Origin of the sequence: Streptomyces luteogriseus (assembly GCF_014205055.1) — a bacterium.
Taxonomy (GTDB): domain Bacteria; phylum Actinomycetota; class Actinomycetes; order Streptomycetales; family Streptomycetaceae; genus Streptomyces; species Streptomyces luteogriseus.
The window spans coordinates 6,643,101-6,665,167 of record NZ_JACHMS010000001.1; the positions used below are offsets into that span (position 1 = coordinate 6,643,101).

25 protein-coding genes are annotated in these 22,067 nt (G+C 70.2%); 18 read left to right on the forward strand and 7 right to left on the reverse strand.

Annotated features, from left to right (window positions below; all coding sequences use genetic code 11):
- Positions 1 to 23 precede the first annotated feature (23 nt).
- Positions 24 to 2,111, reverse strand: coding sequence for a transketolase (gene tkt / locus BJ965_RS29565; protein ID WP_184912758.1), 2,088 nt, complete (start codon positions 2,109 to 2,111; stop codon positions 24 to 26).
- 383 nt (positions 2,112 to 2,494) lie between these two features.
- Between tkt and BJ965_RS29570 the strand changes: the two genes are divergently transcribed.
- The 3 genes from BJ965_RS29570 (at position 2,495) to BJ965_RS29580 (ending at position 5,061) form a co-directional block, all read left to right on the forward strand.
- Entirely contained in the window at positions 2,495 to 3,412 is a 918-nt protein-coding gene (locus BJ965_RS29570; RefSeq protein ID WP_184912760.1) for a heme o synthase, read from the forward strand.
- 66 nt (positions 3,413 to 3,478) lie between these two features.
- Positions 3,479 to 3,808, forward strand: coding sequence for a hypothetical protein (locus BJ965_RS29575; protein WP_184912762.1), 330 nt, complete (start codon positions 3,479 to 3,481; stop codon positions 3,806 to 3,808).
- Between the two features lie 146 nt (positions 3,809 to 3,954).
- A complete protein-coding gene (locus tag BJ965_RS29580; RefSeq protein ID WP_184912764.1) occupies positions 3,955 to 5,061 on the forward strand; it encodes an amidohydrolase family protein in 1,107 nt (368 codons plus the stop codon).
- Here the strand turns inward: BJ965_RS29580 and BJ965_RS29585 are convergent.
- The 4 genes from BJ965_RS29585 to BJ965_RS29600 are packed head-to-tail and all read right to left on the reverse strand — an operon-like array spanning position 5,058 to position 8,660.
- The gene (locus tag BJ965_RS29585) at positions 5,058 to 6,065 is read right to left on the reverse strand and encodes a COX15/CtaA family protein (RefSeq protein WP_184912766.1); all 1,008 of its coding nucleotides are present in this window, start codon (positions 6,063 to 6,065) and stop codon (positions 5,058 to 5,060) included. The genes BJ965_RS29580 and BJ965_RS29585 overlap by 4 nt on opposite strands.
- Before the next feature lie 54 nt (positions 6,066 to 6,119).
- A complete protein-coding gene (locus BJ965_RS29590; protein ID WP_184912768.1) occupies positions 6,120 to 6,896 on the reverse strand; it encodes an ABC transporter permease in 777 nt (258 codons plus the stop codon).
- A complete protein-coding gene (locus BJ965_RS29595; protein WP_184912771.1) occupies positions 6,893 to 7,816 on the reverse strand; it encodes an ABC transporter ATP-binding protein in 924 nt (307 codons plus the stop codon). The genes BJ965_RS29590 and BJ965_RS29595 overlap by 4 nt, the downstream gene beginning before the upstream one ends.
- 49 nt (positions 7,817 to 7,865) lie before the next feature.
- The gene (locus BJ965_RS29600; protein ID WP_184912773.1) at positions 7,866 to 8,660 is read right to left on the reverse strand and encodes an aminoglycoside N(3)-acetyltransferase; all 795 of its coding nucleotides are present in this window, start codon (positions 8,658 to 8,660) and stop codon (positions 7,866 to 7,868) included.
- 161 nt (positions 8,661 to 8,821) lie between these two features.
- Here BJ965_RS29600 and BJ965_RS29605 point away from each other — a divergent pair, with 161 nt between their 5' ends.
- From BJ965_RS29605 to BJ965_RS29640, 8 genes are read left to right on the forward strand one after another with little or no spacing between them, the layout of a single operon-like run.
- The gene (locus BJ965_RS29605) at positions 8,822 to 9,544 is read left to right on the forward strand and encodes a helix-turn-helix transcriptional regulator (RefSeq protein ID WP_030852679.1); all 723 of its coding nucleotides are present in this window, start codon (positions 8,822 to 8,824) and stop codon (positions 9,542 to 9,544) included.
- Complete coding sequence (gene sufB / locus BJ965_RS29610) at positions 9,541 to 10,962, forward strand: Fe-S cluster assembly protein SufB (protein ID WP_184912775.1); 1,422 nt, start codon at positions 9,541 to 9,543, stop codon at positions 10,960 to 10,962. Before BJ965_RS29605 ends, sufB begins: the two co-directional genes overlap by 4 nt.
- A gap of 54 nt (positions 10,963 to 11,016) precedes the next feature.
- Positions 11,017 to 12,201 carry a Fe-S cluster assembly protein SufD gene (gene sufD, locus BJ965_RS29615; RefSeq protein ID WP_184912777.1) on the forward strand — a complete coding sequence of 395 codons (1,185 nt, stop codon included), beginning with the start codon at positions 11,017 to 11,019 and terminating at the stop codon, positions 12,199 to 12,201.
- A complete protein-coding gene (locus BJ965_RS29620) occupies positions 12,198 to 12,515 on the forward strand; it encodes a non-heme iron oxygenase ferredoxin subunit (RefSeq protein WP_030852669.1) in 318 nt (105 codons plus the stop codon). The genes sufD and BJ965_RS29620 overlap by 4 nt, the downstream gene beginning before the upstream one ends.
- 7 nt (positions 12,516 to 12,522) lie before the next feature.
- Positions 12,523 to 13,287, forward strand: a complete 765-nt coding sequence (gene sufC / locus BJ965_RS29625; RefSeq protein ID WP_184912780.1) for a Fe-S cluster assembly ATPase SufC — start codon at positions 12,523 to 12,525, stop codon at positions 13,285 to 13,287.
- Positions 13,284 to 14,540 carry a cysteine desulfurase gene (locus BJ965_RS29630; RefSeq protein WP_184912782.1) on the forward strand — a complete coding sequence of 419 codons (1,257 nt, stop codon included), beginning with the start codon at positions 13,284 to 13,286 and terminating at the stop codon, positions 14,538 to 14,540. The genes sufC and BJ965_RS29630 overlap by 4 nt, the downstream gene beginning before the upstream one ends.
- A gap of 15 nt (positions 14,541 to 14,555) precedes the next feature.
- Complete coding sequence (gene sufU, locus BJ965_RS29635; protein WP_030852662.1) at positions 14,556 to 15,026, forward strand: Fe-S cluster assembly sulfur transfer protein SufU; 471 nt, start codon at positions 14,556 to 14,558, stop codon at positions 15,024 to 15,026.
- Entirely contained in the window at positions 15,023 to 15,355 is a 333-nt protein-coding gene (locus BJ965_RS29640) for a metal-sulfur cluster assembly factor (protein ID WP_028809645.1), read from the forward strand. Before sufU ends, BJ965_RS29640 begins: the two co-directional genes overlap by 4 nt.
- Before the next feature lie 92 nt (positions 15,356 to 15,447).
- On the opposite strand, the gene BJ965_RS29645 is transcribed toward BJ965_RS29640, so the two are convergent.
- On the reverse strand, positions 15,448 to 16,281 hold the full coding sequence (locus tag BJ965_RS29645; protein ID WP_184912785.1) for an AbfB domain-containing protein: 834 nt from the start codon (positions 16,279 to 16,281) through the stop codon (positions 15,448 to 15,450).
- A 180-nt stretch (positions 16,282 to 16,461) separates the two neighbouring features.
- On the opposite strand from BJ965_RS29645, the gene BJ965_RS29650 reads away from it, so the two are divergent.
- The 4 genes from BJ965_RS29650 to BJ965_RS29665 all read left to right on the forward strand — a co-directional run bounded on the left by BJ965_RS29650 (position 16,462) and on the right by BJ965_RS29665 (position 18,944).
- The gene (locus BJ965_RS29650; RefSeq protein ID WP_030852653.1) at positions 16,462 to 16,782 is read left to right on the forward strand and encodes a DMT family transporter; all 321 of its coding nucleotides are present in this window, start codon (positions 16,462 to 16,464) and stop codon (positions 16,780 to 16,782) included.
- Complete coding sequence (locus tag BJ965_RS29655) at positions 16,782 to 17,330, forward strand: TetR/AcrR family transcriptional regulator (RefSeq protein ID WP_184912787.1); 549 nt, start codon at positions 16,782 to 16,784, stop codon at positions 17,328 to 17,330. Before BJ965_RS29650 ends, BJ965_RS29655 begins: the two co-directional genes overlap by 1 nt.
- Positions 17,331 to 17,607: 277 nt before the next feature.
- Positions 17,608 to 18,597 (forward strand): 2,3,4,5-tetrahydropyridine-2,6-dicarboxylate N-succinyltransferase, encoded by a 990-nt coding sequence (gene dapD, locus BJ965_RS29660; RefSeq protein WP_161367357.1) that lies wholly within the window; start codon positions 17,608 to 17,610, stop codon positions 18,595 to 18,597.
- A gap of 116 nt (positions 18,598 to 18,713) precedes the next feature.
- Positions 18,714 to 18,944 (forward strand): hypothetical protein, encoded by a 231-nt coding sequence (locus BJ965_RS29665; RefSeq protein WP_184912790.1) that lies wholly within the window; start codon positions 18,714 to 18,716, stop codon positions 18,942 to 18,944.
- 137 nt (positions 18,945 to 19,081) lie between these two features.
- Here the strand turns inward: BJ965_RS29665 and dapA are convergent, their stop codons facing one another.
- Positions 19,082 to 19,981, reverse strand: a complete 900-nt coding sequence (gene dapA, locus BJ965_RS29670; protein ID WP_184912792.1) for a 4-hydroxy-tetrahydrodipicolinate synthase — start codon at positions 19,979 to 19,981, stop codon at positions 19,082 to 19,084.
- Between the two features lie 169 nt (positions 19,982 to 20,150).
- Between dapA and BJ965_RS29675 the strand changes: the two genes are divergently transcribed.
- From BJ965_RS29675 to BJ965_RS29685, 3 genes are all read left to right on the forward strand, one after another.
- Positions 20,151 to 20,591, forward strand: coding sequence for a phage holin family protein (locus tag BJ965_RS29675; RefSeq protein WP_376777950.1), 441 nt, complete (start codon positions 20,151 to 20,153; stop codon positions 20,589 to 20,591).
- Positions 20,588 to 20,953, forward strand: coding sequence for a DUF3618 domain-containing protein (locus BJ965_RS29680; RefSeq protein WP_184912794.1), 366 nt, complete (start codon positions 20,588 to 20,590; stop codon positions 20,951 to 20,953). Before BJ965_RS29675 ends, BJ965_RS29680 begins: the two co-directional genes overlap by 4 nt.
- A 417-nt stretch (positions 20,954 to 21,370) precedes the next feature.
- The gene (locus BJ965_RS29685; RefSeq protein ID WP_184912796.1) at positions 21,371 to 22,051 is read left to right on the forward strand and encodes an antibiotic biosynthesis monooxygenase; all 681 of its coding nucleotides are present in this window, start codon (positions 21,371 to 21,373) and stop codon (positions 22,049 to 22,051) included.
- Positions 22,052 to 22,067 lie beyond the last annotated feature (16 nt).

Genomic DNA, 22,067 nt, shown 5'->3' on the forward strand with positions numbered 1-22,067 from the left:
CTCCTACGTGTCGTGTATAAGCGTCAGCGCTGAGCTGCGGCGATCGATTCCCGCGCGGCGGCGGCCACGTTCTCGGGAGTGAAGCCGAACTCGCGGAAGAGGACCTTGCCGTCGGCCGAAGCACCGAAGTGCTCCAGGGAAACGATGCGGCCGGCGTCCCCCACGTACTTGTGCCAGGTGAGACCGATACCGGCCTCCACCGCGACACGGGCCCGGACGGACGGCGGCAGGACGCTGTCCCGGTACCCCTGGTCCTGCTGCTCGAACCACTCCACCGACGGCATGGACACCACACGGGTGGGCACGCCGGCGTCCTGGAGCTGCTCGCGCGCCTCGACGGCGACGTGCACCTCCGAGCCGGTGGCGATGAGGATGACCTCGGGCTCGCCGCCGTCGGCCTCGAACAGGACGTAACCGCCCTTGGCGGCGTCCTCGTTGGGCTCGTACGTCGGTACGCCCTGACGGGTCAGCGCCAGGCCGTGCGGCTGGCCCTTGCCGAACTCCTTCGTCCAGCGCCCCAGGATCTCGCGCCAGGCGATCGCGGTCTCGTTGGCGTCCGCCGGGCGCACGACGTTCAGGCCCGGGATCGCCCGCAGCGCGGCCAGGTGCTCGACCGGCTGGTGCGTCGGGCCGTCCTCGCCGAGACCGATGGAGTCGTGCGTCCACACGTACGTCACCGGCAGGTGCATCAGCGCCGACAGTCGCACCGCGTTGCGCATGTAGTCGGAGAACACCAGGAAGGTGCCGCCGTAGATGCGGGTGTTGCCGTGCAGCGCGATGCCGTTCATCTCCGCGGCCATCGCGTGCTCGCGGATACCGAAGTGGATCGTGCGGCCGTACGGGTCCGCCTCCGGCAGCGGGTTGTCCGCCGGGAGGAAGGAGCTGGTCTTGTCGATCGTGGTGTTGTTGGAGCCGGCCAGGTCGGCCGAGCCGCCCCACAGCTCCGGGATCACCGCGCCGAGCGCCTGGAGGATCTTGCCGGAGGCGGCACGCGTGGCCACGCCCTTGCCGGCCTCGAAGACCGGGATCTTCTCCTCCCAGCCGGTGGGCAGCTCACCCTGGGCGACACGGTCGTACTCCGCGGCGCGCTCGGGGTTGTTGTCCCGCCACTGCTGGTACGCCTTCTCCCACACCGCGCGGGCCGCCTGGCCCCGCTCCAGCGCCTTGCGGGTGTGCGTGATGACCTCGTCGGAGACCTCGAAGGACTGCTCCGGGTCGAAGCCCAGCACCCGCTTGGTCGCCGCCACCTCGTCGTCGCCGAGCGCCGAGCCGTGCGCGGCCTCGGTGTTCTGCGCGTTCGGGGCCGGCCAGGCGATGATCGAGCGCATCGCGATGAACGACGGCTTGTCCGTGACGGCCTGGGCCTTCTGGATCGCCTCGAAGATCGCGGCCGGGTCCAGGTCGCCGTCGGCCTTCGGCTCCACGCGCTGCACGTGCCAGCCGTAGGCCTCGTAGCGCTTGGCGGTGTCCTCGGAGACGGCCGTCTCGGTGTCGCCCTCGATCGAGATGTGGTTGTCGTCCCACAGCAGGATCAGGTTGCCGAGCTTCTGGTGGCCCGCGAGGGAGGACGCCTCGGCGGAGATGCCCTCCTGGAGGCAGCCGTCACCGGCGATGCAGTAGATGAAGTGGTCGAACGGCGACTCGCCCTCGGCGGCCTCCGGATCGAACAGGCCGCGCTCGTAGCGGGCGGCCATCGCCATGCCCACCGCGTTGGCGACACCCTGGCCGAGCGGCCCGGTCGTCGTCTCCACACCGGTCGTGTGCCCGTACTCGGGGTGACCGGGGGTCTTCGAGCCCCAGGTGCGGAAGGACTTCAGGTCGTCCAGCTCCAGGCCGAAGCCGGCCAGGTACAGCTGGGTGTAGAGGGTCAGGGACGAGTGGCCGGCGGACAGCACGAAGCGGTCCCGCCCGACCCAGTCGGCGTCCGCCGGGTCGTGCCGCATCACCTTCTGGAAGAGGGTGTAGGCGGCAGGCGCCAGGCTCATCGCCATACCCGGATGGCCGTTACCGACCTTCTGTACGGCATCGGCGGCCAGGACACGCGCGGTGTCGACGGACCGCTGGTCCAACTCGGTCCACTCGAGGTCTGTGGTGGTCGGCTTGGTGCTCACCCTGGGTCAGGGCTCCTCTCCACATGTCGGATGCCGGTGTATCGGGGCGCCCACCGGCCGCAGTCGAGCCTACCCCCGTGGGACGTGCGATTTTCCGAGTCACTCCAGAGTGCCGGGACTGATCCCGATCCGCCTCCTGACTGGGCCGTACCGCATTCGACAGGTGAATACGGAGCCGCTCATCCGGGTGCTCAATCGAGCTTCGACGCGCCCTTCGGAAGGTGTCCGCCAACACGAGCCGACCCCCGCGAATGTCCGAGTCTGGGCAACGTCTAAAGTGGCGTGGTACGCGCGAGCCTTTACCGGGACTTCACAGCGGTGAGGCTTGCTGGGATGTCTCTGTAGGGGTGTGCGTGACGGCCGTTGAATCCCGTCCAGCGGGGATGACCGGGACGGACCAGAGCCCGGCCCACCGGCCGCTCGGGGCCCGTGTCATGGCATTCGTGGCTCTCACCAAGCCGCGGATCATCGAACTGCTGCTGATCACGACGGTGCCGGTGATGTTCCTGGCGCAGCAGGGTGTGCCCGACCTGACCCTGGTGCTGCTGACGTGCCTCGGCGGCTACATGTCCGCGGGCGGCGCCAACGCGCTCAACATGTACATCGACCGCGACATCGACGCGCTGATGGACCGCACCTCGCAGCGCCCGCTGGTCACCGGCATGGTCAGCCCCCGCGAGTGCCTCGCCTTCGGCATCACCCTGGCCGTCGCCTCGACGCTGCTGTTCGGCCTCACGGTGAACTGGCTGAGCGCCTGGCTCGCCCTCGGCGCGCTCCTCTTCTACGTGGTCGTCTACACGATGATCCTCAAGCGCCGCACCTCGCAGAACATCGTGTGGGGCGGCATCGCCGGCTGTCTGCCGGTGCTGATCGGCTGGTCCTCGGTCACGAACTCGATGTCGTGGGCGCCGGTCATCCTCTTCATGGTCATGTTCTTCTGGACCCCGCCGCACTACTGGCCGCTGTCCATGAAGGTCAAGGAGGACTACGCCCGCGTGGGCGTGCCCATGCTGCCGGTGGTCGCCTCCAACAAGGTGGTCGCCAAGCAGATCGTGATCTACAGCTGGGTCATGGTCGGCGTCTCGCTCCTCCTCACTCCCCTCGGCTACACCGGCTGGTTCTACACCGCGGTGGCGCTGCTGGCGGGCGGCTTCTGGCTCTGGGAGGCGCACGGCCTGCAGAACCGCGCGAAGGCGGAGGTGACGGGCGCGAAGCTGAAGGAGATGCGCCTGTTCCACTGGTCGATCACGTACGTGTCGCTGCTGTTCGTGGCCGTCGCCGTCGACCCCTTCCTGCGCTGACACACGGACGTACGTCACAGGCCCCTGCCCTCGCCAGTCGATCTACTCGTGAGTAGCATCCTGGCCATGGCAGACACGCAGCAGGTTGACCCGAAGGCCGAGCGCAAGGTGGCCCGGCTGGCCAAGCAGATCTCCTCGTTCTCCAAGGCCCACGGCGGCGCCGAGGGCCAGCTCGCCTACCTCGGCGAGCGCGGCGCCCGCATCGTCCTGGTCGGCGAGGACGGCACCTGGGGCGACCTGGTCGCCCCCTACGAGATCGCCGAGAAGGCCGTGGAGAAGTCGGGCATCACGACCCACGAGTCCTTCGACGGCGAATTCGCGGCCAAGGTCAAGACGGGCCGCTACGAGTGGTCGCGGATGGCGGGGATCCAGGTGGGCGGCCCCAAGAACGACTGACCTCAAGGGGCGCGCGGAACTGCGCGACCCGCCGCATTCCGCCCGCAGTCGCGGAATCACCCGCACCCCCCTTCGGGACCGCCACCTCGAACCCGGTTCACCCGTTAGGACCCTTGAAACAACAGGGTCCACACCGGGAGGCCCGGATGATCGAAACGCCGTCCTTAGTGGACCAGTACTGCCACGGAGTGCTGCGTACGGAGCTGGGCCTCGGCACCTTCGAGGCCCACCTCAGCCGCACCGAGGGCCCACCCGCCCCCGGCACCACCCTCTTCGACACCCAGACCGGCTTCGCCGTGCGGCGCTGGTGCCCACCTCTGCTCGGGCTCGAACCGCACTGCGCGCCGGCCCGCTACCTGGCCAGACGCCGGGAACTGGGCGTCGTGGAGACCGGCCGCCGGCTCCTGCGCGGCAGCGGCATCACCACGTACCTGGTCGACACCGGCCTCCCCGGCGATCTGACGGAACCCGGCGAGCTGGCCTCCGCCGGAGCCGCCGAGGCCCGCGAGATCGTGCGCCTGGAACTCCTCGCCGAGCAGGTCGCCGACACCTCCGGAACCGTCGAGTCCTTCCTCGCCAACCTCGCCGAGTCGGTGCACGCGGCCGCCGCCGACGCCGTCGCCTTCACCTCGGTCGCGGGGCTACGGCACGGCCTCGCGCTCGCGCCGGAGCCGCCCGGGCCGGGAGAGGTGCGCGGGGCGGCCGGCCGCTGGCTCGCCGGGCGCGGGGTCGGCGGGGAGCTGAGCGATCCGGTGCTGCTGCGGCATCTGCTGTGGAGCGCGGTCGCCTCCGGCCGGCCGCTCCAGCTGCACGCGGGGCTGGGCGCGCCCGGGCTGCGGATCGACCGCACGGACCCGGTGCTGCTGACGGACTTCGTACGGGCCACGGCCGGCCTCGGCACGGACCTCGTGCTGCTGCACGGCTACCCGTACCACCGGCACGCCGCCCATCTCGCCGGTGTCTTCCCGCACGTCCACGTCGACTGCGGCGCCGCCCTGGTCCGCACCGGCGCCCGGGCCGCGACCGTCCTCGCGGAGATCCTGGAACTGGCCCCCTTCGGCAAGATCCTCTTCTCCACCGGCGCGCAGGGCCTGCCCGAACTGCACGTGGTGGGCGCCCGACTCTTCCGCGAGGCCCTCGGGCGGGTGCTCGGCACCTGGGTGGCCGAGGGCGCCTGGTCACTCGCCGACGCGCAGCGGGTGGCGGGCATGCTCGCCTCGGGGAACGCGCGCAGGGTGTACGGGCTCGACTAGGCCTTCGTCAGGGTGGCCTCGGCCGGGGGACCGGGCAGGTCCACGGCGGCCTCCGGCCGCTCGCGCAGCGACAGCACCACCCGCAGCACCCAGATCCACATCACGGCCGAGCCGAGCATGTGCAGGCCGACCAGGACCTCGGGCAGGTCCGTGAAGTACTGGACGTAGCCGATGACGCCCTGCGCGAGCAGGATCAGGAACAGCTCGCGGGTGCGGTTCAGCGGGTTCCCGGGCGCGTCGACCGCCTTGAGGACGAACCACAGGGCGAACGTCAGCGTCACGACGATCCACGCCAGCACGGCGTGCAGCTTGCTCACCGTCTCCCAGTCGACCGGCATCCGCTCGACCTCGCTGGAGTCGCCCGCGTGCGGGCCCGCGCCGGTCACGACCGTGCCGACCAGGATGAGCAGGACGGCCGCCGCGACCAGGAACCACACCAGCTGCTGCACGGCCTTGCCGACCAGCGGGCGCGGTGCCCCGTCGCCCTCACGGGTGCGCTGCCACATCACCGTGGCCACCGCGATCAGCGCCGACGTCGCCACGAAGTGCGCCGCGACCGTGTACGGGTTGAGACCGACCAGCACCACGATGCCGCCGAGGATCGCGTTGCTCATCACGATCCAGAACTGCGCCCAGCCCAGCCGGACCAGGCCGCTCCGGTACGGCTTCTGCGAGCGCGCGGCGATGATCGCCCAGCCGACGGCGGCGCACAGCACGTACGTCAGCATGCGGTTGCCGAACTCGATGGCGCCGTGGAAGCCCATCTCGCTGGTGGCGGTGAGCGAGTCGTCGGTGCACTTGGGCCAGGTCGGGCAGCCCAGGCCCGAGCCGGTCAGCCGCACCGCGCCACCGGTGACGACGATGATCACCGACATCAGGAGCGCGGTGAGGGCCGCGCGCCGGACCGTCCGGGGATCCGGGGTCCAGCGCTCGGCGATGAAGGCGAGCGGGTTGCGCAGGGCGGCCTTGACGTCGGCGCGGGTCACGTTTGGCACGCCGACCATCGTAGGCCGCCGCTTGTGCACGCTTTCACGAGGGTCCGTCACAGGACACCTTCCCTACTCCCAGCGGAAGAACTTCCCGGCCGCCGCCAGCCCCACGACCGCCCAGACGGCCAGGATCCCGAGGTCGCCCCACGGCATCCCGGCGCCGTGCTGGAGCACGTCCCGCAGCCCGTCGGACAGGGCCGCGATCGGCAGCAGGCCCAGCACGTCCTGCGCGCCGGCGGGGAACTTGTCGAGCGGCACGATGACCCCGCCGCCGACGAGCAGCAGCAGGAACACCAGATTGGCCGCGGCCAGCGTCGCCTCGGCCTTCAGCGTCCCGGCCATCAGCAGGCCCAGGCCCGAGAAGGCCGCCGTGCCGAGGACCAGGAGCAGCACGACCGCGACCGGATTGCCCTGCGGCGACCAGCCGAGGGCGAAGGCGATCACCGTCAGCAGGATCACCTGGAGGATCTCGGTGACCAGGACGGACAGCGTCTTCGCCGTCATCAGGCCCCAGCGGGGCAGGGGCGAGGACGCGAGCCGCTTCAGCACGCCGTAGCGGCGCTCGAAGCCGGTGGCGATGGCCTGGCCGGTGAACGCCGTCGACATCACCGCGAGCGCGAGGATGCCGGGCGCGAGGAAGTCGACCGCCTCGCCCGCGCCGGTGTCGACGATGTCCACGGTGCTGAAGAGCACCAGGAGCAGGGTCGGGATGACGACGGTCAGCAGCAGCTGCTCGCCGTTGCGCAGCAGCATCTTGGTCTCGAGCGCGGCCTGGGCCGCGATCATGCGGGGGAGGGGCGCCGCGCCGGGCTTCGGCGTGTACATCCCCGTGCCGGTGGCGGTCATGAGCGCAGCTCCTTGCCGGTGAGCTCCAGGAAGACGTCCTCGAGGGTGTGGCGCTCGACCGAGATCCTCTCCGGCATCACACCGTGCTGGGCGCACCAGGAGGTGACCGTCGCGAGCAGCTGCGGGTCGACCTTGCCGACGACCCGGTAGGAACCCGGCGTCAGCTCGGCGGCCGAGCAGTCGGCGGGCAGGGCCTTCAGCAATGAGCCCACGTCGAGGCCGGGCCGGCCCGAGAAGCGGAGCGTGTTCTCGGCGCCGCCCCGGCACAGCTCCTCCGGGGAGCCGTGGGCGATGACCCGGCCGCCGTCGATGATCGCCACGTCGTCGGCGAGCTGCTCGGCCTCGTCCATGTAGTGGGTGGTGAGGATCACCGAGACACCGTCCGCGCGCAGGTCCCGGACGAGGTCCCAGGTGGCGCGGCGGGCCTGGGGGTCGAGCCCGGCGGTGGGCTCGTCGAGGAAGACCAGTTCCGGTCGCCCGACCACGGCCATGGCCAGGGCGAGCCGCTGCTGCTGCCCGCCGGACAGCCGCCGGTACGTCGTACGGCCGCAGGAGCCGAGCCCCAGCCGCTCGATCAGCGCGTCCACGTCCAGCGGGTGCGCGTGCAGCCTGGCGACGTGGCGGAGCATCTCGTCGGCCCGGGAGCCCGAGTAGACGCCGCCGGACTGGAGCATCACGCCGATGCGGGGCCGCAGCTCGGCGGACTGTCTCACCGGGTCGAGGCCCAGGACGCGCACCGTGCCGGAATCCGGCTTCCGGTACCCCTCGCAGGTCTCGACCGTGGTCGTCTTGCCCGCCCCGTTGGGGCCGAGTACGGCGGTCACACCCGCCCGGGCCACCAGGTCGAGCCCGTCCACCGCGGTTTTCGGGCCGTACCGCTTCACCAGGGCCTGGACCTGGACCACGGGCTCACTTCGCATGGGTCCAGAGTCTAGGTAGGCGCGCGGGGGCCCGGACCGGGGGGTGCGGCTACTCCTCCTCGCGCGGCCGGTGCACCGCGAGCCACCGTTCGGCGTAGTCCACCGCGTCCTTCACCGGGAACAGCCGCGCCTCGGCGGCCCCGACCCTGCCGCGCACGACGGGACGGTCCCGTTCGAAGTCGTAGCCCAGCTCGTCGAAACGGTCCGAGCTGATCGACACCTCGATCACCGTCTCCCAGCCCTCCGGGCCCGGTCGGCCCACCGCGACGAGCGGGGACGGGATCCGGTACTCGGCCAGGTGGAAGCTCGTGCAGGAGGCGTAGCCGGCGCCGAGCAGCAGCACCCGGGCACCCATCGCCTCCAGCTTCGCCAGCGGGCTCCGCTCACCGAGCCGGCAGTCGGGTGCGTGCCCGTCGAGCACCTCCGCCGCGCGCGGGCCGAGCGCCGCGAACGAGGTCTGCGGGTGCGCGCTGCGCAGGGCTCCGGGCCAGGTCCGCACCGTTTCCGGGACGACGCCGACCCCGCGGGTGGGTGTGATCCGCGGGTCGTAGGCGGGCATGGTGGCGCGGATGGCCGTCCACCATTCCGGGGGCACGGGCGGGTTGCTCCACAGGGCCGGGTCGGACATGTCGCCGGTCTGGGTGGGGACCACGAGCGTGCCCTCGGGGCCCAGCGCGTCGAGCAGTGCCCGCACCACCGCCACGGCGCCGCCGTTGACCCAGCCGAGAGCGCTGAGCGAGGAGTGCACGAGAAGGGTCTCGCCGGGCTGTACACCGAGTTCGCCGAGCTGCGTCCGGAGCGTCTCGCGGGTGACAAGAGGGCCGGTCGGAGGGGGTGTGGGCATGGTTCCGGAGTGTCCCCGATGCGGCTGCCGCATGCCACCCGTTTGATCGATCAGAGATCGTTTCCGCAGGTCAGATTAGGTTCACCTAAGTGACGCAGGGCACCGTGGTGTGCGGCACACGCGGCTTGCCCGGTCCGGAGGAATTACGCAACAATGGCGTTGTGAAAAACGTCGGCGAGGCACCTCACGAGGAGCTGGCGACCGGGGAGCGGTCAACCCGCAACCGGGTCGCGCGGTCCATCCTGGACCACGGCCCCTCGACCGTCGCCGAGCTCGCCGAGCGACTGGGCCTCACCCAGGCGGCCGTGCGCCGGCACCTCGACGCCCTCACGGGCGACGGTGTCGTGGAGGCGCGCGAGCAGCGGGTGTACGGCGCGCGGACCCGCGGCCGGCCGGCCAAGGTGTTCGCCCTGACGGACTGCGGCCGGGACGCCTTCGACCAGTCGTACGACACACTCGCGGCGGACGCCCTGCGCTGGATCGCCGACCGCGAGGGCGGCGGCGAGGCGATCGCCGCGTTCGCCCGCGCCAGGATCGCCGCACAGGCGGGCGCCTACCGCCGCGCGGTCGAGGGCGTCCCGCCCGAGAAGCGGGCCGAAGCGCTGGCCAAGGCCCTGAGTGCCGACGGGTACGCTGCTACGGCGCGCAGTGCGCCTCACCCGCAGAAGGGTGAGCAGCTCTGCCAGCACCACTGCCCGGTCGCCCACGTCGCCGAGCAGTTCCCGCAACTGTGCGAGGCGGAAACGGAATTTTTCGCCGAGCTGCTCGGTACGCACGTACAGCGGCTCGCCACCATCGCGCACGGCGACGGCGTCTGCACGACGTTCATCCCCAAGATTTCCCACAACGCATCTGCAAGCACGGCCGGGAGGAACCCCGCATGACTCTCCCCACGGAGACTGCCCACCCCGAGCTCGAGGGCCTGGGCAAGTACGAGTACGGCTGGGCCGACTCCGACACGGCCGGCGCCTCTGCCAAGCGCGGCATCAACGAGGACGTCGTCCGGGACATCTCCTCCAAGAAGAGCGAGCCGGAGTGGATGACCAAGCTCCGTCTCAAGGGCCTGCGCCTGTTCGAGAAGAAGCCCATGCCGAACTGGGGCTCGGACCTCTCCGGCATCGACTTCGACAACATCAAGTACTTCGTGCGCTCCACGGAGAAGCAGGCGGAGTCCTGGGAGGACCTGCCCGAGGACATCAAGAACACGTACGACAAGCTCGGCATCCCCGAGGCGGAGAAGCAGCGCCTCGTCGCCGGTGTCGCCGCGCAGTACGAGTCGGAGGTCGTCTACCACCAGATCCGTGAGGACCTGGAGGAGCAGGGTGTCATCTTCCTCGACACCGACACCGCGCTGAAGGAGCACCCGGAGCTCTTCAAGGAGTACTTCGGGACCGTCATCCCCGTCGGTGACAACAAGTTCGCGTCGCTGAACTCCGCCGTGTGGTCGGGCGGCTCCTTCATCTACGTGCCGCCGGGCGTGCACGTGGAGATCCCGCTCCAGGCCTACTTCCGCATCAACACCGAGAACATGGGCCAGTTCGAGCGGACCCTGATCATCGTCGACGAGGGTGCCTACGTGCACTACGTCGAGGGCTGCACCGCCCCGATCTACAAGTCGGACTCGCTGCACTCCGCGGTCGTCGAGATCATCGTCAAGAAGAACGCCCGCTGCCGCTACACGACCATCCAGAACTGGTCGAACAACGTCTACAACCTGGTCACCAAGCGCGCCGTCGCCTACGAGGGTGCGACCATGGAGTGGATCGACGGCAACATCGGCTCCAAGGTGACGATGAAGTACCCGGCCGTCTACCTGATGGGCGAGCACGCCAAGGGCGAGACCCTCTCCATCGCCTTCGCGGGCGAGGGGCAGCACCAGGACGCCGGCTCCAAGATGGTCCACATGGCGCCGAACACGTCGTCGAACATCGTGTCGAAGTCCGTGGCGCGCGGCGGCGGCCGCACCTCCTACCGCGGTCTCGTGGAGATCGGCGAGGGTGCCCACGGCTCGAAGTCCAACGTGCTGTGCGACGCGCTGCTCGTCGACACCATCTCCCGCTCCGACACCTACCCCTACGTGGACGTCCGCGAGGACGACGTGTCCATGGGCCACGAGGCCACCGTCTCCAAGGTCAGCGACGACCAGCTCTTCTACCTGATGAGCCGGGGCATGACCGAGTTCGAGGCGATGGCGATGATCGTGCGCGGCTTCGTCGAGCCCATCGCCAAGGAGCTCCCCATGGAGTACGCGCTGGAGCTCAACCGGCTGATCGAGCTGCAGATGGAGGGCGCGGTCGGCTGACCCGCCCCCTCGACAGCAGACGTCCCCCTCAGGAAAGAGAGCACTACGACAGCCATGGCTGAGGCCCAGAACATCCCCGTGGGATCCACCACCGCGGGCTCGATCGCGGTCGCCGCGGAGTCGACCGTCGCCACGCGCATGAGCGCGCCCCCCTCCTTCGACGTGGCGGACTTCCCCGTCCCGCACGGCCGTGAGGAGGAGTGGCGGTTCACCCCGCTGGAGCGCCTGCGCGGCCTGCACGACGGCACCGCCGTCGCCACCGGCAATGGCGTGAAGGTCGAGGTCCAGGCCCCCGAGGGCGTCACCGTCGAGGCCGTCGGCCGTGACGACGCGCGGCTCGGCAAGGCCGGCACCCCGGTGGACCGCGTCGCCGCCCAGGCCTACTCGGCGTTCGAGAAGGCCGGTGTCGTGACCGTCCCCAAGGAGACCGTCCTCACCGAGCCCATCCGTATCGCGGTGCACGGCGAGGGCGGCACCGCCTTCGGCCACCAGGTGATCGAGCTGGGCGCCTTCGCCGAGGCCGTCGTGGTCATCGACCACACCGGCGACGCGGTGCTCGCCGCCAACGTCGACTACCTCCTGGGCGACGGCGCCAAGCTCACCGTCGTCTCCGTCCAGGACTGGGACGAGAAGGCCGTCCACGTCGCCCAGCACAACGCGCTCGTCGGCCGCGACGCCTCCTTCAAGTCGGTCGTCGTCACCTTCGGCGGCGACCTCGTCCGGCTGCACCCCCGCGTGCAGTACGCCGGTCCCGGCGGCGAGGCCGAGCTGTTCGGCCTGTACTTCACCGACCAGGGCCAGCACCAGGAGCATCGCCTCCTGGTCGACCACAACGTCCCGCACTGCAAGTCGCACGTCGTCTACAAGGGCGCGCTCCAGGGCGACGACGCGCACGCGGTGTGGATCGGCGACGTGCTCATCGAGGCCAAGGCCGAGGGCACCGACACGTACGAGATGAACCGCAACCTGGTCCTCACGGACGGGGCGCGGGTGGACTCCGTACCGAACCTCGAGATCGAGACCGGGGAGATCGTCGGCGCCGGCCACGCCTCGACGACCGGCCGCTTCGACGACGAGCAGCTCTTCTACCTCATGGCCCGCGGCATCCCGGAGTACGAGGCCCGCCGTCTGGTGGTCCGCGGCTTCTTCGCCGAACTCGTCCAGCAGATCGGCCTCCCCGACATCGAGGAGCGCCTGATCGCCCGGATCGAGGAGGAGCTGGAGGCGGCGGTCGCATGACCTTCGTACGCGCCTGTGGGCTGGGCGAGCTGGAGGAGGACACCCCGAAGCGGGTGGAACTCGACGGCACGCCGCTGTCCATCGTGCAGACCGAGGGCGAGGTGTTCGCGATCCACGACATCTGCTCGCACGCGAACGTCTCCCTGTCGGAGGGCGAGGTCGACGACTGTCACATCGAGTGCTGGCTGCACGGCTCGCGCTTCGACCTCCGCTCCGGCAAGCCCGACGCCCTTCCGGCGACGCGCCCCGTCCCCGTTTACCCCGTACAGATCGATGGGGACGACGTGCTCGTCTCCCTCACCCAGGAGTCCTGAGGCATCCATGGCAACGCTTGAAATCCGAGACCTGCACGTCACCGTCGAGGCCGACAACGCCACGAAGGAGATCCTCAAGGGCGTCGACCTCACCGTGAAGCAGGGCGAGACGCACGCCATCATGGGCCCCAACGGCTCCGGCAAGTCGACCCTCGCCTACTCCCTCGCGGGTCACCCGAAGTACACGATCACCGGCGGCACCGTCACCCTCGACGGCGAGGACGTCCTGGAGATGTCCGTCGACGAGCGCGCCCGCGCCGGCCTGTTCCTCGCGATGCAGTACCCGGTCGAGGTACCGGGTGTCTCCGTGTCGAACTTCCTGCGCACCTCCGCCACCGCAGTCCGCGGCGAGGCCCCCAAGCTGCGCACCTGGGTGAAGGAGGTCAAGGAGGCCATGCAGCGCCTCAACATCGACCCGTCCTTCGCCGAGCGCAACGTCAACGAGGGCTTCTCCGGCGGTGAGAAGAAGCGCCACGAGATCCTCCAGCTGGAGCTGCTCAAGCCGAAGGTCGCCGTCCTCGACGAGACCGACTCCGGCCTGGACGTCGACGCCCTGCGCGTGGTGTCGGAGGGCGTGAACCGCGTCCGCGAGACGGGCGAGGTCGGCACGCTGCTGATCACGCACTACACGCGCATCCTCCGCTACATCAAGCCCGACCACGTGCACGTCTTCTCCGGTGGCCGGATCGTCGAGTCCGGCGGCGCCGAGCTCGCCGACAAGCTGGAGGAAGAGGGCTACGAGGCATACACGAAGGGTGGCGCATCCGCGTGACATTGCTGCCGGGCCTCCTCGACACAGAGGCGATCCGCAAGGACTTCCCCATCCTGGACCGCCAGGTCCACGAAGGCCGGAAGCTCGTGTACCTGGACAACGCGGCGACCAGCCAAAAGCCGCGCCAGGTGCTGGACGCCCTGAACGAGTACTACGAGCGCTACAACGCCAACGTCCACCGCGGTGTGCATGTGCTCGCCGAGGAGGCCACGGCGCTGTACGAGGGCGCGCGCGACAAGGTCGCGGAGTTTATCAACGCGCCCAGCCGTGACGAGGTGATCTTCACCAAGAACGCCTCGGAGTCGCTCAACCTCGTGGCGAACATGCTGGGCTGGGCCGACGAGCCCTACCGCGTGGACTCCGAGACCGAGATCGTCATCACGGAGATGGAGCACCACTCCAACATCGTGCCGTGGCAGCTGCTCGCGCAGCGCACGGGCGCGAAGCTGAAGTGGTTCGGCCTGACCGACGACGGCCGCCTCGACCTGTCGAACATCGACGAGATCATCACGGAGAAGACGAAGATCGTCTCCTTCGTGCTGGTCTCCAACATCCTCGGCACGCAGAACCCGGTCGAGGCGATCGTGCGCCGCGCCCAGGAGGTCGGTGCGCTGGTGTGCATCGACGCCTCCCAGGCCGCGCCGCACATGCCGCTGGACGTACAGGCCCTGCAGGCCGACTTCGTGGCCTTCACCGGCCACAAGATGTGCGCCCCTACCGGCATCGGAGTCCTCTGGGGCCGCCAGGAGCTGCTGGAGGATCTGCCTCCGTTCCTCGGCGGTGGCGAGATGATCGAGACGGTGTCGATGCACTCCTCGACCTACGCCCCGGCGCCCCACAAGTTCGAGGCGGGCACGCCCCCGATCGCCCAGGCGGTCGGACTCGGCGCGGCGATCGACTACCTCGACGCGATCGGCATGGACAAGATCCTCGCCCACGAGCACGCACTCACCGAGTACGCGGTGAAGCGGCTGGCGGAGGTCCCCGACCTGCGGATCATCGGCCCGACCACGGCCGAGGAGCGCGGTGCGGCGATCAGTTTCACCCTCGGGGACATCCACCCGCACGACGTGGGCCAGGTCCTCGACGAGCAGGGCATCGCGGTCCGGGTCGGCCACCACTGCGCACGGCCGGTCTGCCTCCGCTACGGAATTCCTGCGACCACGCGAGCGTCGTTCTATCTGTACTCCACGCCGGGCGAGATCGACGCGCTGGTCGACGGCTTGGAGCACGTACGGAACTTCTTCGGCTGAGGGGCGTGCTGAACGGTGAAACTGGACTCCATGTACCAGGAAGTCATCCTGGACCACTACAAGAACCCGCACGGGCGGGGCTTGCGGGATGGCGACGCCGAGGTGCACCACGTCAACCCGACGTGCGGTGACGAGATCACACTGCGCGTGAAGTACGACGGCACCACGATCGAGGACGTCTCGTACGAGGGCCAGGGCTGTTCGATCAGCCAGGCGAGCGCGTCCGTACTGAACGACCTCCTCGTCGGCAAGGACCTCTCCGACGCGCGGAAGATCCAGGAGACCTTCCTGGAGCTGATGCAGTCCAAGGGGAAGCTCGAACCCGACGATGCGATGGAGGAGATCCTGGAGGACGCGGTCGCGTTCGCCGGGGTGTCCAAGTACCCGGCCCGGGTGAAGTGCGCCCTGCTGAGCTGGATGGCCTGGAAGGACGCGACGGCCCAGGTACTGGGCGGAGCCGACGCCGAGAAGGAGACGACGGCATGAGCGAGACCGTTGAGATGAAGCCGGCCTCCGAGGAAGAGGTCCGTGAGGCGCTGTACGACGTCGTCGACCCCGAGCTGGGCATCGACGTCGTCAACCTCGGCCTGATCTACGGCATCCACATCGACGACGCGAACATCGCGACGCTCGACATGACTCTGACGTCGGCGGCCTGCCCGCTGACGGACGTCATCGAGGACCAGGCGAAGTCCGCCACGGACGGCCTCGTGAGCGAGCTGCGGATCAACTGGGTCTGGATGCCCCCGTGGGGCCCTGACAAGATCACGGACGACGGACGCGAGCAGCTTCGGGCTCTCGGGTTCAACGTCTGAGATCCTCTGAGCTCCACTGACATACGTGAGGGCGGCACCCGGTCCGGGTGCCGCCCTCACGTATGTGCTCGTCCAGCCCGGCTGTGCTCAGCTCAGTCCAGCCCGGCCACCATCTGGAACGACGTGTCCGAGTGGTACAGCCGGCTGTTCTCGTAGGGGTCCAGGCGGAGCTGGAAGTTGCGGTGGCGCAGGAAGCGGCCCGGGTAGTTGACCGACTCCAGCGTGAGCGTGCCCGATGCGGACCAGTAGCGGGGGCAGAACGTGGCGTCCTTGCCGAAGAGGGACGAGCCGTCGTTCATGTTCGCGACCAGGACGAAGCTGCGGTGGCGCAGATAGCGGCCGTCCGCGGTGGTGAAGGAGTAGCAGGAGGAGTCGGCGAGGCCGGCGACGCGCTGGAAAGTGGCGTCCTCGCGCTGCTCGGGGCCCGAGCCGATCTGGTCCAGGCGCACATAGCCGTCGCGCACCCGCCAGTAGCGGTCGGGGAAGTTGACCGAGCGTATGGATATGCCGTGCGTGGACGGGGGCTTCGGGTGCTTCGAGGGGGCTGGGGACGCCTTCGGCGGCTTCGGGGCCTTCTTCCCGGGCTTCGGGCTCGGGGACGCGCTCGACACGCTGGCGCTGGGGGTGGGGGTCGGCTCGGTCCGGTCCCCGCCGGGCTTCTCGGTGGCGTCCTCGGAGGGGGTCGCGAAGGAGATCAGGCCGCCCGGGGCCGAACTGCTCAGGGTGGTCGGCTCCGCCGCCCGGGCTTCCGGCTCGCCGGACTCGCTGTCCAGGACGGTGATGGCCGTGACGCACGCGGTGATCGTGGCCAGGGCGAGCGTGCCCGCCAGCCAGAGCCGTCGCGTCCCCGGTGCCCGGGTGGTGTCCGGGGCCCAGCCGCTCTCCCAGGGACGGTCCTGTGGCGGCCGGGACTTGCTTTCTGACATGCGCTGTTCCTCCGGCGGGGCACCCTTGACGGCGGCGCAGTTGTGGTGGCCCGGTGTGTGATCGGTGACACCGTAGTGGACGCGTGGGGCCCCTGTGACGCGTTTTGTGAGAGCGATTTCCGTCCGATACCCGAAGGCCCGTTGTGTACGGGTGTACAGGTGTTGTGTACGCTCGTACATATGGGATATCTGCTGCTGGCCGGGGCCATAGCCGCCGAAGTCGGTGCGACCACCGCGATGAAGTACAGCGACGGCTTCAGCAGGCTCGGTCCGTCCCTGGTCACGGTCCTCGGCTACGTCGTCTCCTTCGCGCTGCTCGCGCAGACCCTGAAGACCGTCTCGGTCGGCACGGCCTACGCCATCTGGGCCGGGGTCGGCACCGCCGCCATCGCCACGATCGGGATCGCGTTCCTGGGCGAGGGCATGACCGTCGCCAAGGCCGCCGGCATCGCGCTGATCATCGTCGGGGTCGTGGTGCTGAACCTGGGCGGAGCCCACTGATGGCCCGGCGCTACGACCCCGAGAGGCGCCAGCGGATCATCGACGCGGCGATCCGGGTCGTCGGGGAGAAGGGGATCGCCGGGCTGAGCCACCGCAGCGCCGCCGCCGAGGCGGATGTGCCGCTGGGCTCGACGACGTACCACTTCAAGACCCTCGACGAGCTGCTGGTCGCCGCGCTGCGGCAGGCCAACGAGGGCTTCGCCAAGGTGGTCGCCTCGCGCGGCGGTCTGGAGGACCCGCGCACCGATCTGGCCGCCGAACTCGCCGCGTGGATGGGGGAGTGGCTCGCGGGCGAGCGGACGGGGGTGGAGCTGGAGTACGAGCTGTACCTGGCCGCGCTGCGCCGGCCCGCCCTGCGGCCCGTCGCCGCCGAGTGGGCCGAGGGCGTCGCCGAGCTGCTGTCCCGGCATACGGATCCGGTGACCGCGCGGGCGCTGGTGGCGGTCGTCGACGGCATCTGCCTGCAGGCGCTGCTGACGGGGGTGCCGTATGACGAGGCGTATGCGCGGGAGGTGCTGGGGCGGGTGCTCGCGGGGGCGCCGGGGTGAGGCCGGGGGCCGGGCCCGTCCGCGGACGGGTGCTTCGGGGTGGTGCCCGAGCCGGGTGTCCCAACCAGGTGGCCGTGTCGGGTGTCCCAACCAGGTGGCCGTGTTGGTGTTCCACTCGGGTGCCCGAGCCGGGTGTCCCGACCGGTGGCCTTGCCGGGTGGCCGAGCTGTGCGTCCGTGCTGTTGAGGGGGTGTTCGGAGGTGCGGATACCGCCCGTCCCGTGAGACTCCCCCGTACCGGTTCGCCTCCATCGGCGTCCGCCGGTTAGGTTGCCCTCATGACCGACACGACTGCTCCTCGCACCACCGGCGCGGTGGCCGCCGGCCTCGCCACGATCGCCGCCGACGGTACCGTTCTCGACACCTGGTTCCCCGCGCCCGAGCTGGCCGACCAGCCCGGCCCGTCCGGCACCGAGCGACTGTCCGCCGAGCGGGCCGCGGAGCTGCTCGGCGGCGGCGCGACCGCGGCGATCGGCCCGGACGCCCGCCGGGGCGTCGAGGTGGTCGCGGTCCGCACGGTCATCGCCTCGCTCGACGAGAAGCCGATCGACGCGCACGACGCCTACCTGCGCCTGCACCTGCTCTCCCACCGCCTGGTCAAGCCGCACGGGCAGAGCCTGGACGGCATCTTCGGCTTCCTCGCCAACGTCGCCTGGACCTCGCTCGGCCCGGTCGCCGTCGACGACCTCGAGAAGGTCCGGCTGAACGCCCGCGCCGAGGGCCTGCACCTCCAGGTGACCTCCGTCGACAAGTTCCCGCGCATGACGGACTACGTGGCCCCCAAGGGAGTCCGGATCGCCGACGCCGACCGGGTCCGCCTCGGCGCCCACCTCGCCGAGGGCACCACCGTGATGCACGAGGGCTTCGTCAACTTCAACGCCGGCACGCTCGGCACCTCGATGGTCGAGGGCCGCATCTCCGCCGGCGTCGTGATCGGCGACGGCTCGGACATCGGTGGCGGCGCCTCCACGATGGGCACCCTCTCCGGCGGCGGCAACGTCATCATCTCCGTCGGCGAGCGCTGCCTGATCGGCGCCGAGGCGGGGGTCGGCATCGCCCTCGGCGACGAGTGCGTCGTCGAGGCCGGCCTCTACGTCACCGCCGGAACCCGCGTCACCATGCCCGACGGCCAGATCATCAAGGCCCGCGAGCTGTCCGGTGCCTCCAACATCCTCTTCCGCCGCAACTCGGTCACCGGCACGGTTGAGGCCCGGCCGAACAACGCGGTGTGGGGCGGCCTGAACGAGATCCTCCACAGCCACAACTGACGGCCCCGGACCTTCCCGTACGGATGACCCGGCGTGACCTCACGGTGGTTTTGGCAGATGAACGGGTGGACGCAGTGTCCGATCAGACGCCGAACCGACGAAAAGAGGACCGGGGCATGAGGAACGAGCGGGGGCGGGCCGGGGCGCGCCGGCTGGCCGGGGTGGTCGCGACGCTGGCGGTGTGCTGGCTCCCTGCGGGTGCCGCGCACGCCGACGAGACCAACACCGGCTCGCACAACGGCCACCGCGTCGGTCTGATCAACGTCAACGTCGGTCAGATCGACGACCCGGCGGAGGACGTGCTGGAGCACACGCTGCTGTTCGGTGACGGGTACGCCTGGAACTGAACGGGCAGAGCGGACAGAGCAGACGGGACGGCCCGTGGCGCAGGCGACTGCGGCACGGGCCGTTCCCCTTCGGTCGCCCGAGGACAGCACGGGGGGTGGGAGCCGGTGTTCGCGGAGCGGTGATCAGTGATCAGTGATCACATGCTGATCAGGGCCTCGTGGAGCGAGAGCAGTTCGTCGGTCGTTCCGCGGCCGGCGGGCTGAAGGGGGCCGCGGACCGGGCCCGCGGGGAGGGCCAGTTCGTCGAGGAGCGCCTTGACCGTGACGGTGCCCGGCAGGCCCGCCGACATGATCGCCTCGATGAGGGGGGTCGCCTGCTGCTGGAGGCGGGCCGCCCGGGCCGTGTCACCCGCGTCGAACGCGTCCAGGGCCGCTCGCAGGTGGGTCGGGATCACGTTCGCGACCGTGCTGACGTACCCGGTGCCGCCCACGGCGTACAGCGCGAGGTTGTGTTCGTCGCAGCCCGCGTAGTACGCCAGGTCCGTGCGGGCCAGGACCTTCTGAGCGCCCAGGAAGTCCTGGGAGCAGTCCTTGACCGCGACGATCCTGGGATGGTCGGCGAGACGGAGGATCGTCTCCGGTTCGATGCGGGTGCCGGTGCGGGCGGGGATGTCGTAGAGCATGAGCGGGAGTTCGCACGCGTCAGCGATCTGCCGGAAGTGGGCCTCGATCGCGTCCTGCGGGGGTCTGCTGTAGTACGGCGACACCACCAACAGGCCGTCGGCGCCCGCCTTCTCGGCCTCCCGAGCCAGTTCCGTGGTGTGCCGGGTGTCGGGGGTGCCGATGCCGGTGACGACCTTCGCCCGGTCGCCCACCGCCTCCTTGACGGCGGCGACGAGGGCCGACTTCTCGGCGTCCGTGGTGGTGGGGGACTCGCCCGTCGTGCCGGAGAGGACCAGGCCGTCGCAGCCGTTCGCCACCAGGTGGGTGGCGAGGTGCTGGGCGCCGTCGAGGTCGAGGGCTCCGGACGGGGTGAAGGGGGTGATCATGGCGCAGAGGGTGCGGCCGAGGGGTGGTGTGGGTGGCGGTGTGGTCATGGGGGTAGTCTCGGCGCCGCGATAGTGTAGCTCCACTTAATACTGTTACCAAGTACTGGTAAGTGATGCTTCATCGTCTGCTTCGCGCCGCGCACAGTCGTCTCGGCCGGGGTAGCTGCGGGGCTCTTCGGGTACCCGGGTGGTCCTGACTTCGGGAGGAGGCGGAACCGTGACCGGGACCATGGATCATCGGGCCGTGCACGTCGAGCGCCGCTCCGTGCACGATGAGCGCCGCTCCGTGGGCGAGCTCGTCGGACAGGCCACGGAGCAGCTCTCCACGCTCATGCGGCAGGAAGTGGCACTCGCCAAGGAGGAGCTGGCCGAGAAGGGGCGGCGTGCGGGGCGAGGTGGCGGGCTGCTCGGGGCGGCGGGCGCCGTCGCGTACGCCGGGCTGCTCGTTCTGTCCGGTGCGGGTGTCGCCGCGCTCTCGCTGGTGCTGCCGGTGTGGGCCGCGGCGCTGATCGTGACGGGGGTGCTGTTCGTGATCGCGGCCGTGCTGGCGGCGACCGGGCGGGCGCAGCTGCGGCGGGCCACTCCGCCTACGCCCGAGCAGGCTCTCGGGAGTGTCAGGGCGGACATGGAGGAGATCAAGGAGAGGGCGCATCGATGACGGACGCGACGGGTGGTGCGAAGGGGCCCGATGAACTGCGGCGGCAGATCGAGCGGACCCGTAGTGAACTCGGCAACACGGTGGAGGAGTTGGCGGGGAAGGCCGATGTGAAGGGGCGTGCGCGGGCGCGGGCGGCCGATCTGCGGGACAAGGCCGGGGCGATGACGGTGCAGCTGCGGAGCAGCGCCGCGCAGGCGGGGCACACCGTGCACGACAGGGCGGCGCATGCGGGGCCCCGGCCGGTGCGGACGGTGGTTCAGGCTGGGATGCGGCATCCGAAGCCGGTGCTGGCGGCCGGCGCGGCGGGGGCCGTGGTGGCTGTCGGGGTGTTGCGGTGGAGGCATGTGCACGGGCATCGCTGACGCCGGGTGGGGTGCGGGGTGCGTTTCGCCTTCGCGTTGTGGGTGGGTCGGGGCCGCGCCGGGGGGTGTCCGTCCTCGGAACGGCGCGATGGGGTGCCACACCAGCTGACTGTCCGTTGACGCGCCAACCGCTGCGGGCGGACACCCCCCGGCACGGCCCCTTCTCGCCGTACGCGGGTGCGGGAGCGTCGCGACTTGCGCCGCATGCGCGCGGGTGCGGGAGTGTCCTGGCTTGCGCCGCTTGCGTTCGGGTGCGGACTTGTTTCGCGTGCACGCAGCGGCACTCCGCTTCGCCGGGCTGCGGGGCCACCCGGCCCCAGCCGGGGCGCCGAGTTGTTCTGACCTCTCTTGACCTCAAGTTTGGTTGAGGTTGAAAGGTGGGGTGTGTTCGCGACCGGCGCTACGACTGGAGTGTTCATGAGCCCTGTAACCGAGCAGCACCCCGACGTGACCGACCCCCGCGTCGGTGCTCCCTTCTTCAGCGCATGGCGGGTGGGCACCCCCGAGCGGCAGCGGCAGACGGTGGAGGCCATCGGGCGTACCTGGGAGCGGCGGCCCTGGCCCGCCAGGGATCTGCTGGGGTATCACGTGTACGCGGGCCACGACGGGTCCACCCTGATGCACTACTCGCAGTGGACCGGCGAGCATGCCTTCGAGTCGTTCGTGAAGACCCACCGGCAGGAACGCGTCGACGAGATCGACACCGCCGTACCGGGCATCGAACGGGTCGGGCTGGGGCGGTACCGGCGGTACCGGAGCCGGGAGCGCGCCGTGGGAGATGCGAGGGTGCCGGGTCTGATCGTCACCGTGCGGGTCGACTTCGAGGCTGAGGAGCGCCGGGAGGAGTGGGTCGATCTCGTGGTGAAGGCCCTGGGGGACGACCCGGAGGGACACGCGGGGCTGATATCCGCGCACTTCCATCTGAGTACGGACGGCGGACACGTACTGAACTACGCGGAGTGGGCCAGTGCCGACGCCTATGACCGGGCGCTGGCCGCCCCGCCGAGTCAGGGCTGGGAGCGGGTGCGGACGTATCCGGGTTTGAAGGGGAGCGTCGGCAGCCGGTACGAGCATGCTCTGGGGCTGGTGCCGGAGTAAGCATGGGTGGGCCGGC

Coding starts and splice junctions, on each gene's coding strand:
- BJ965_RS29570 (WP_184912760.1), top strand. CDS start 2,495: ATGACCGGGACGGACCAGAGCCCGGCCCACCGGCCGCTCGGGGCCCGT.
- BJ965_RS29575 (WP_184912762.1), top strand. CDS start 3,479: ATGGCAGACACGCAGCAGGTTGACCCGAAGGCCGAGCGCAAGGTGGCC.
- BJ965_RS29580 (WP_184912764.1), top strand. CDS start 3,955: ATGATCGAAACGCCGTCCTTAGTGGACCAGTACTGCCACGGAGTGCTG.
- BJ965_RS29585 (WP_184912766.1), bottom strand. CDS start 6,065: ATGGTCGGCGTGCCAAACGTGACCCGCGCCGACGTCAAGGCCGCCCTG.
- BJ965_RS29590 (WP_184912768.1), bottom strand. CDS start 6,896: ATGACCGCCACCGGCACGGGGATGTACACGCCGAAGCCCGGCGCGGCG.
- BJ965_RS29595 (WP_184912771.1), bottom strand. CDS start 7,816: ATGCGAAGTGAGCCCGTGGTCCAGGTCCAGGCCCTGGTGAAGCGGTAC.
- BJ965_RS29600 (WP_184912773.1), bottom strand. CDS start 8,660: ATGCCCACACCCCCTCCGACCGGCCCTCTTGTCACCCGCGAGACGCTC.
- sufB (WP_184912775.1), top strand. CDS start 9,541: ATGACTCTCCCCACGGAGACTGCCCACCCCGAGCTCGAGGGCCTGGGC.
- sufD (WP_184912777.1), top strand. CDS start 11,017: ATGGCTGAGGCCCAGAACATCCCCGTGGGATCCACCACCGCGGGCTCG.
- BJ965_RS29620 (WP_030852669.1), top strand. CDS start 12,198: ATGACCTTCGTACGCGCCTGTGGGCTGGGCGAGCTGGAGGAGGACACC.
- sufC (WP_184912780.1), top strand. CDS start 12,523: ATGGCAACGCTTGAAATCCGAGACCTGCACGTCACCGTCGAGGCCGAC.
- BJ965_RS29640 (WP_028809645.1), top strand. CDS start 15,023: ATGAGCGAGACCGTTGAGATGAAGCCGGCCTCCGAGGAAGAGGTCCGT.
- BJ965_RS29645 (WP_184912785.1), bottom strand. CDS start 16,281: ATGTCAGAAAGCAAGTCCCGGCCGCCACAGGACCGTCCCTGGGAGAGC.
- BJ965_RS29650 (WP_030852653.1), top strand. CDS start 16,462: ATGGGATATCTGCTGCTGGCCGGGGCCATAGCCGCCGAAGTCGGTGCG.
- BJ965_RS29655 (WP_184912787.1), top strand. CDS start 16,782: ATGGCCCGGCGCTACGACCCCGAGAGGCGCCAGCGGATCATCGACGCG.
- dapD (WP_161367357.1), top strand. CDS start 17,608: ATGACCGACACGACTGCTCCTCGCACCACCGGCGCGGTGGCCGCCGGC.
- BJ965_RS29665 (WP_184912790.1), top strand. CDS start 18,714: ATGAGGAACGAGCGGGGGCGGGCCGGGGCGCGCCGGCTGGCCGGGGTG.
- dapA (WP_184912792.1), bottom strand. CDS start 19,981: ATGACCACACCGCCACCCACACCACCCCTCGGCCGCACCCTCTGCGCC.
- BJ965_RS29680 (WP_184912794.1), top strand. CDS start 20,588: ATGACGGACGCGACGGGTGGTGCGAAGGGGCCCGATGAACTGCGGCGG.
- BJ965_RS29685 (WP_184912796.1), top strand. CDS start 21,371: ATGAGCCCTGTAACCGAGCAGCACCCCGACGTGACCGACCCCCGCGTC.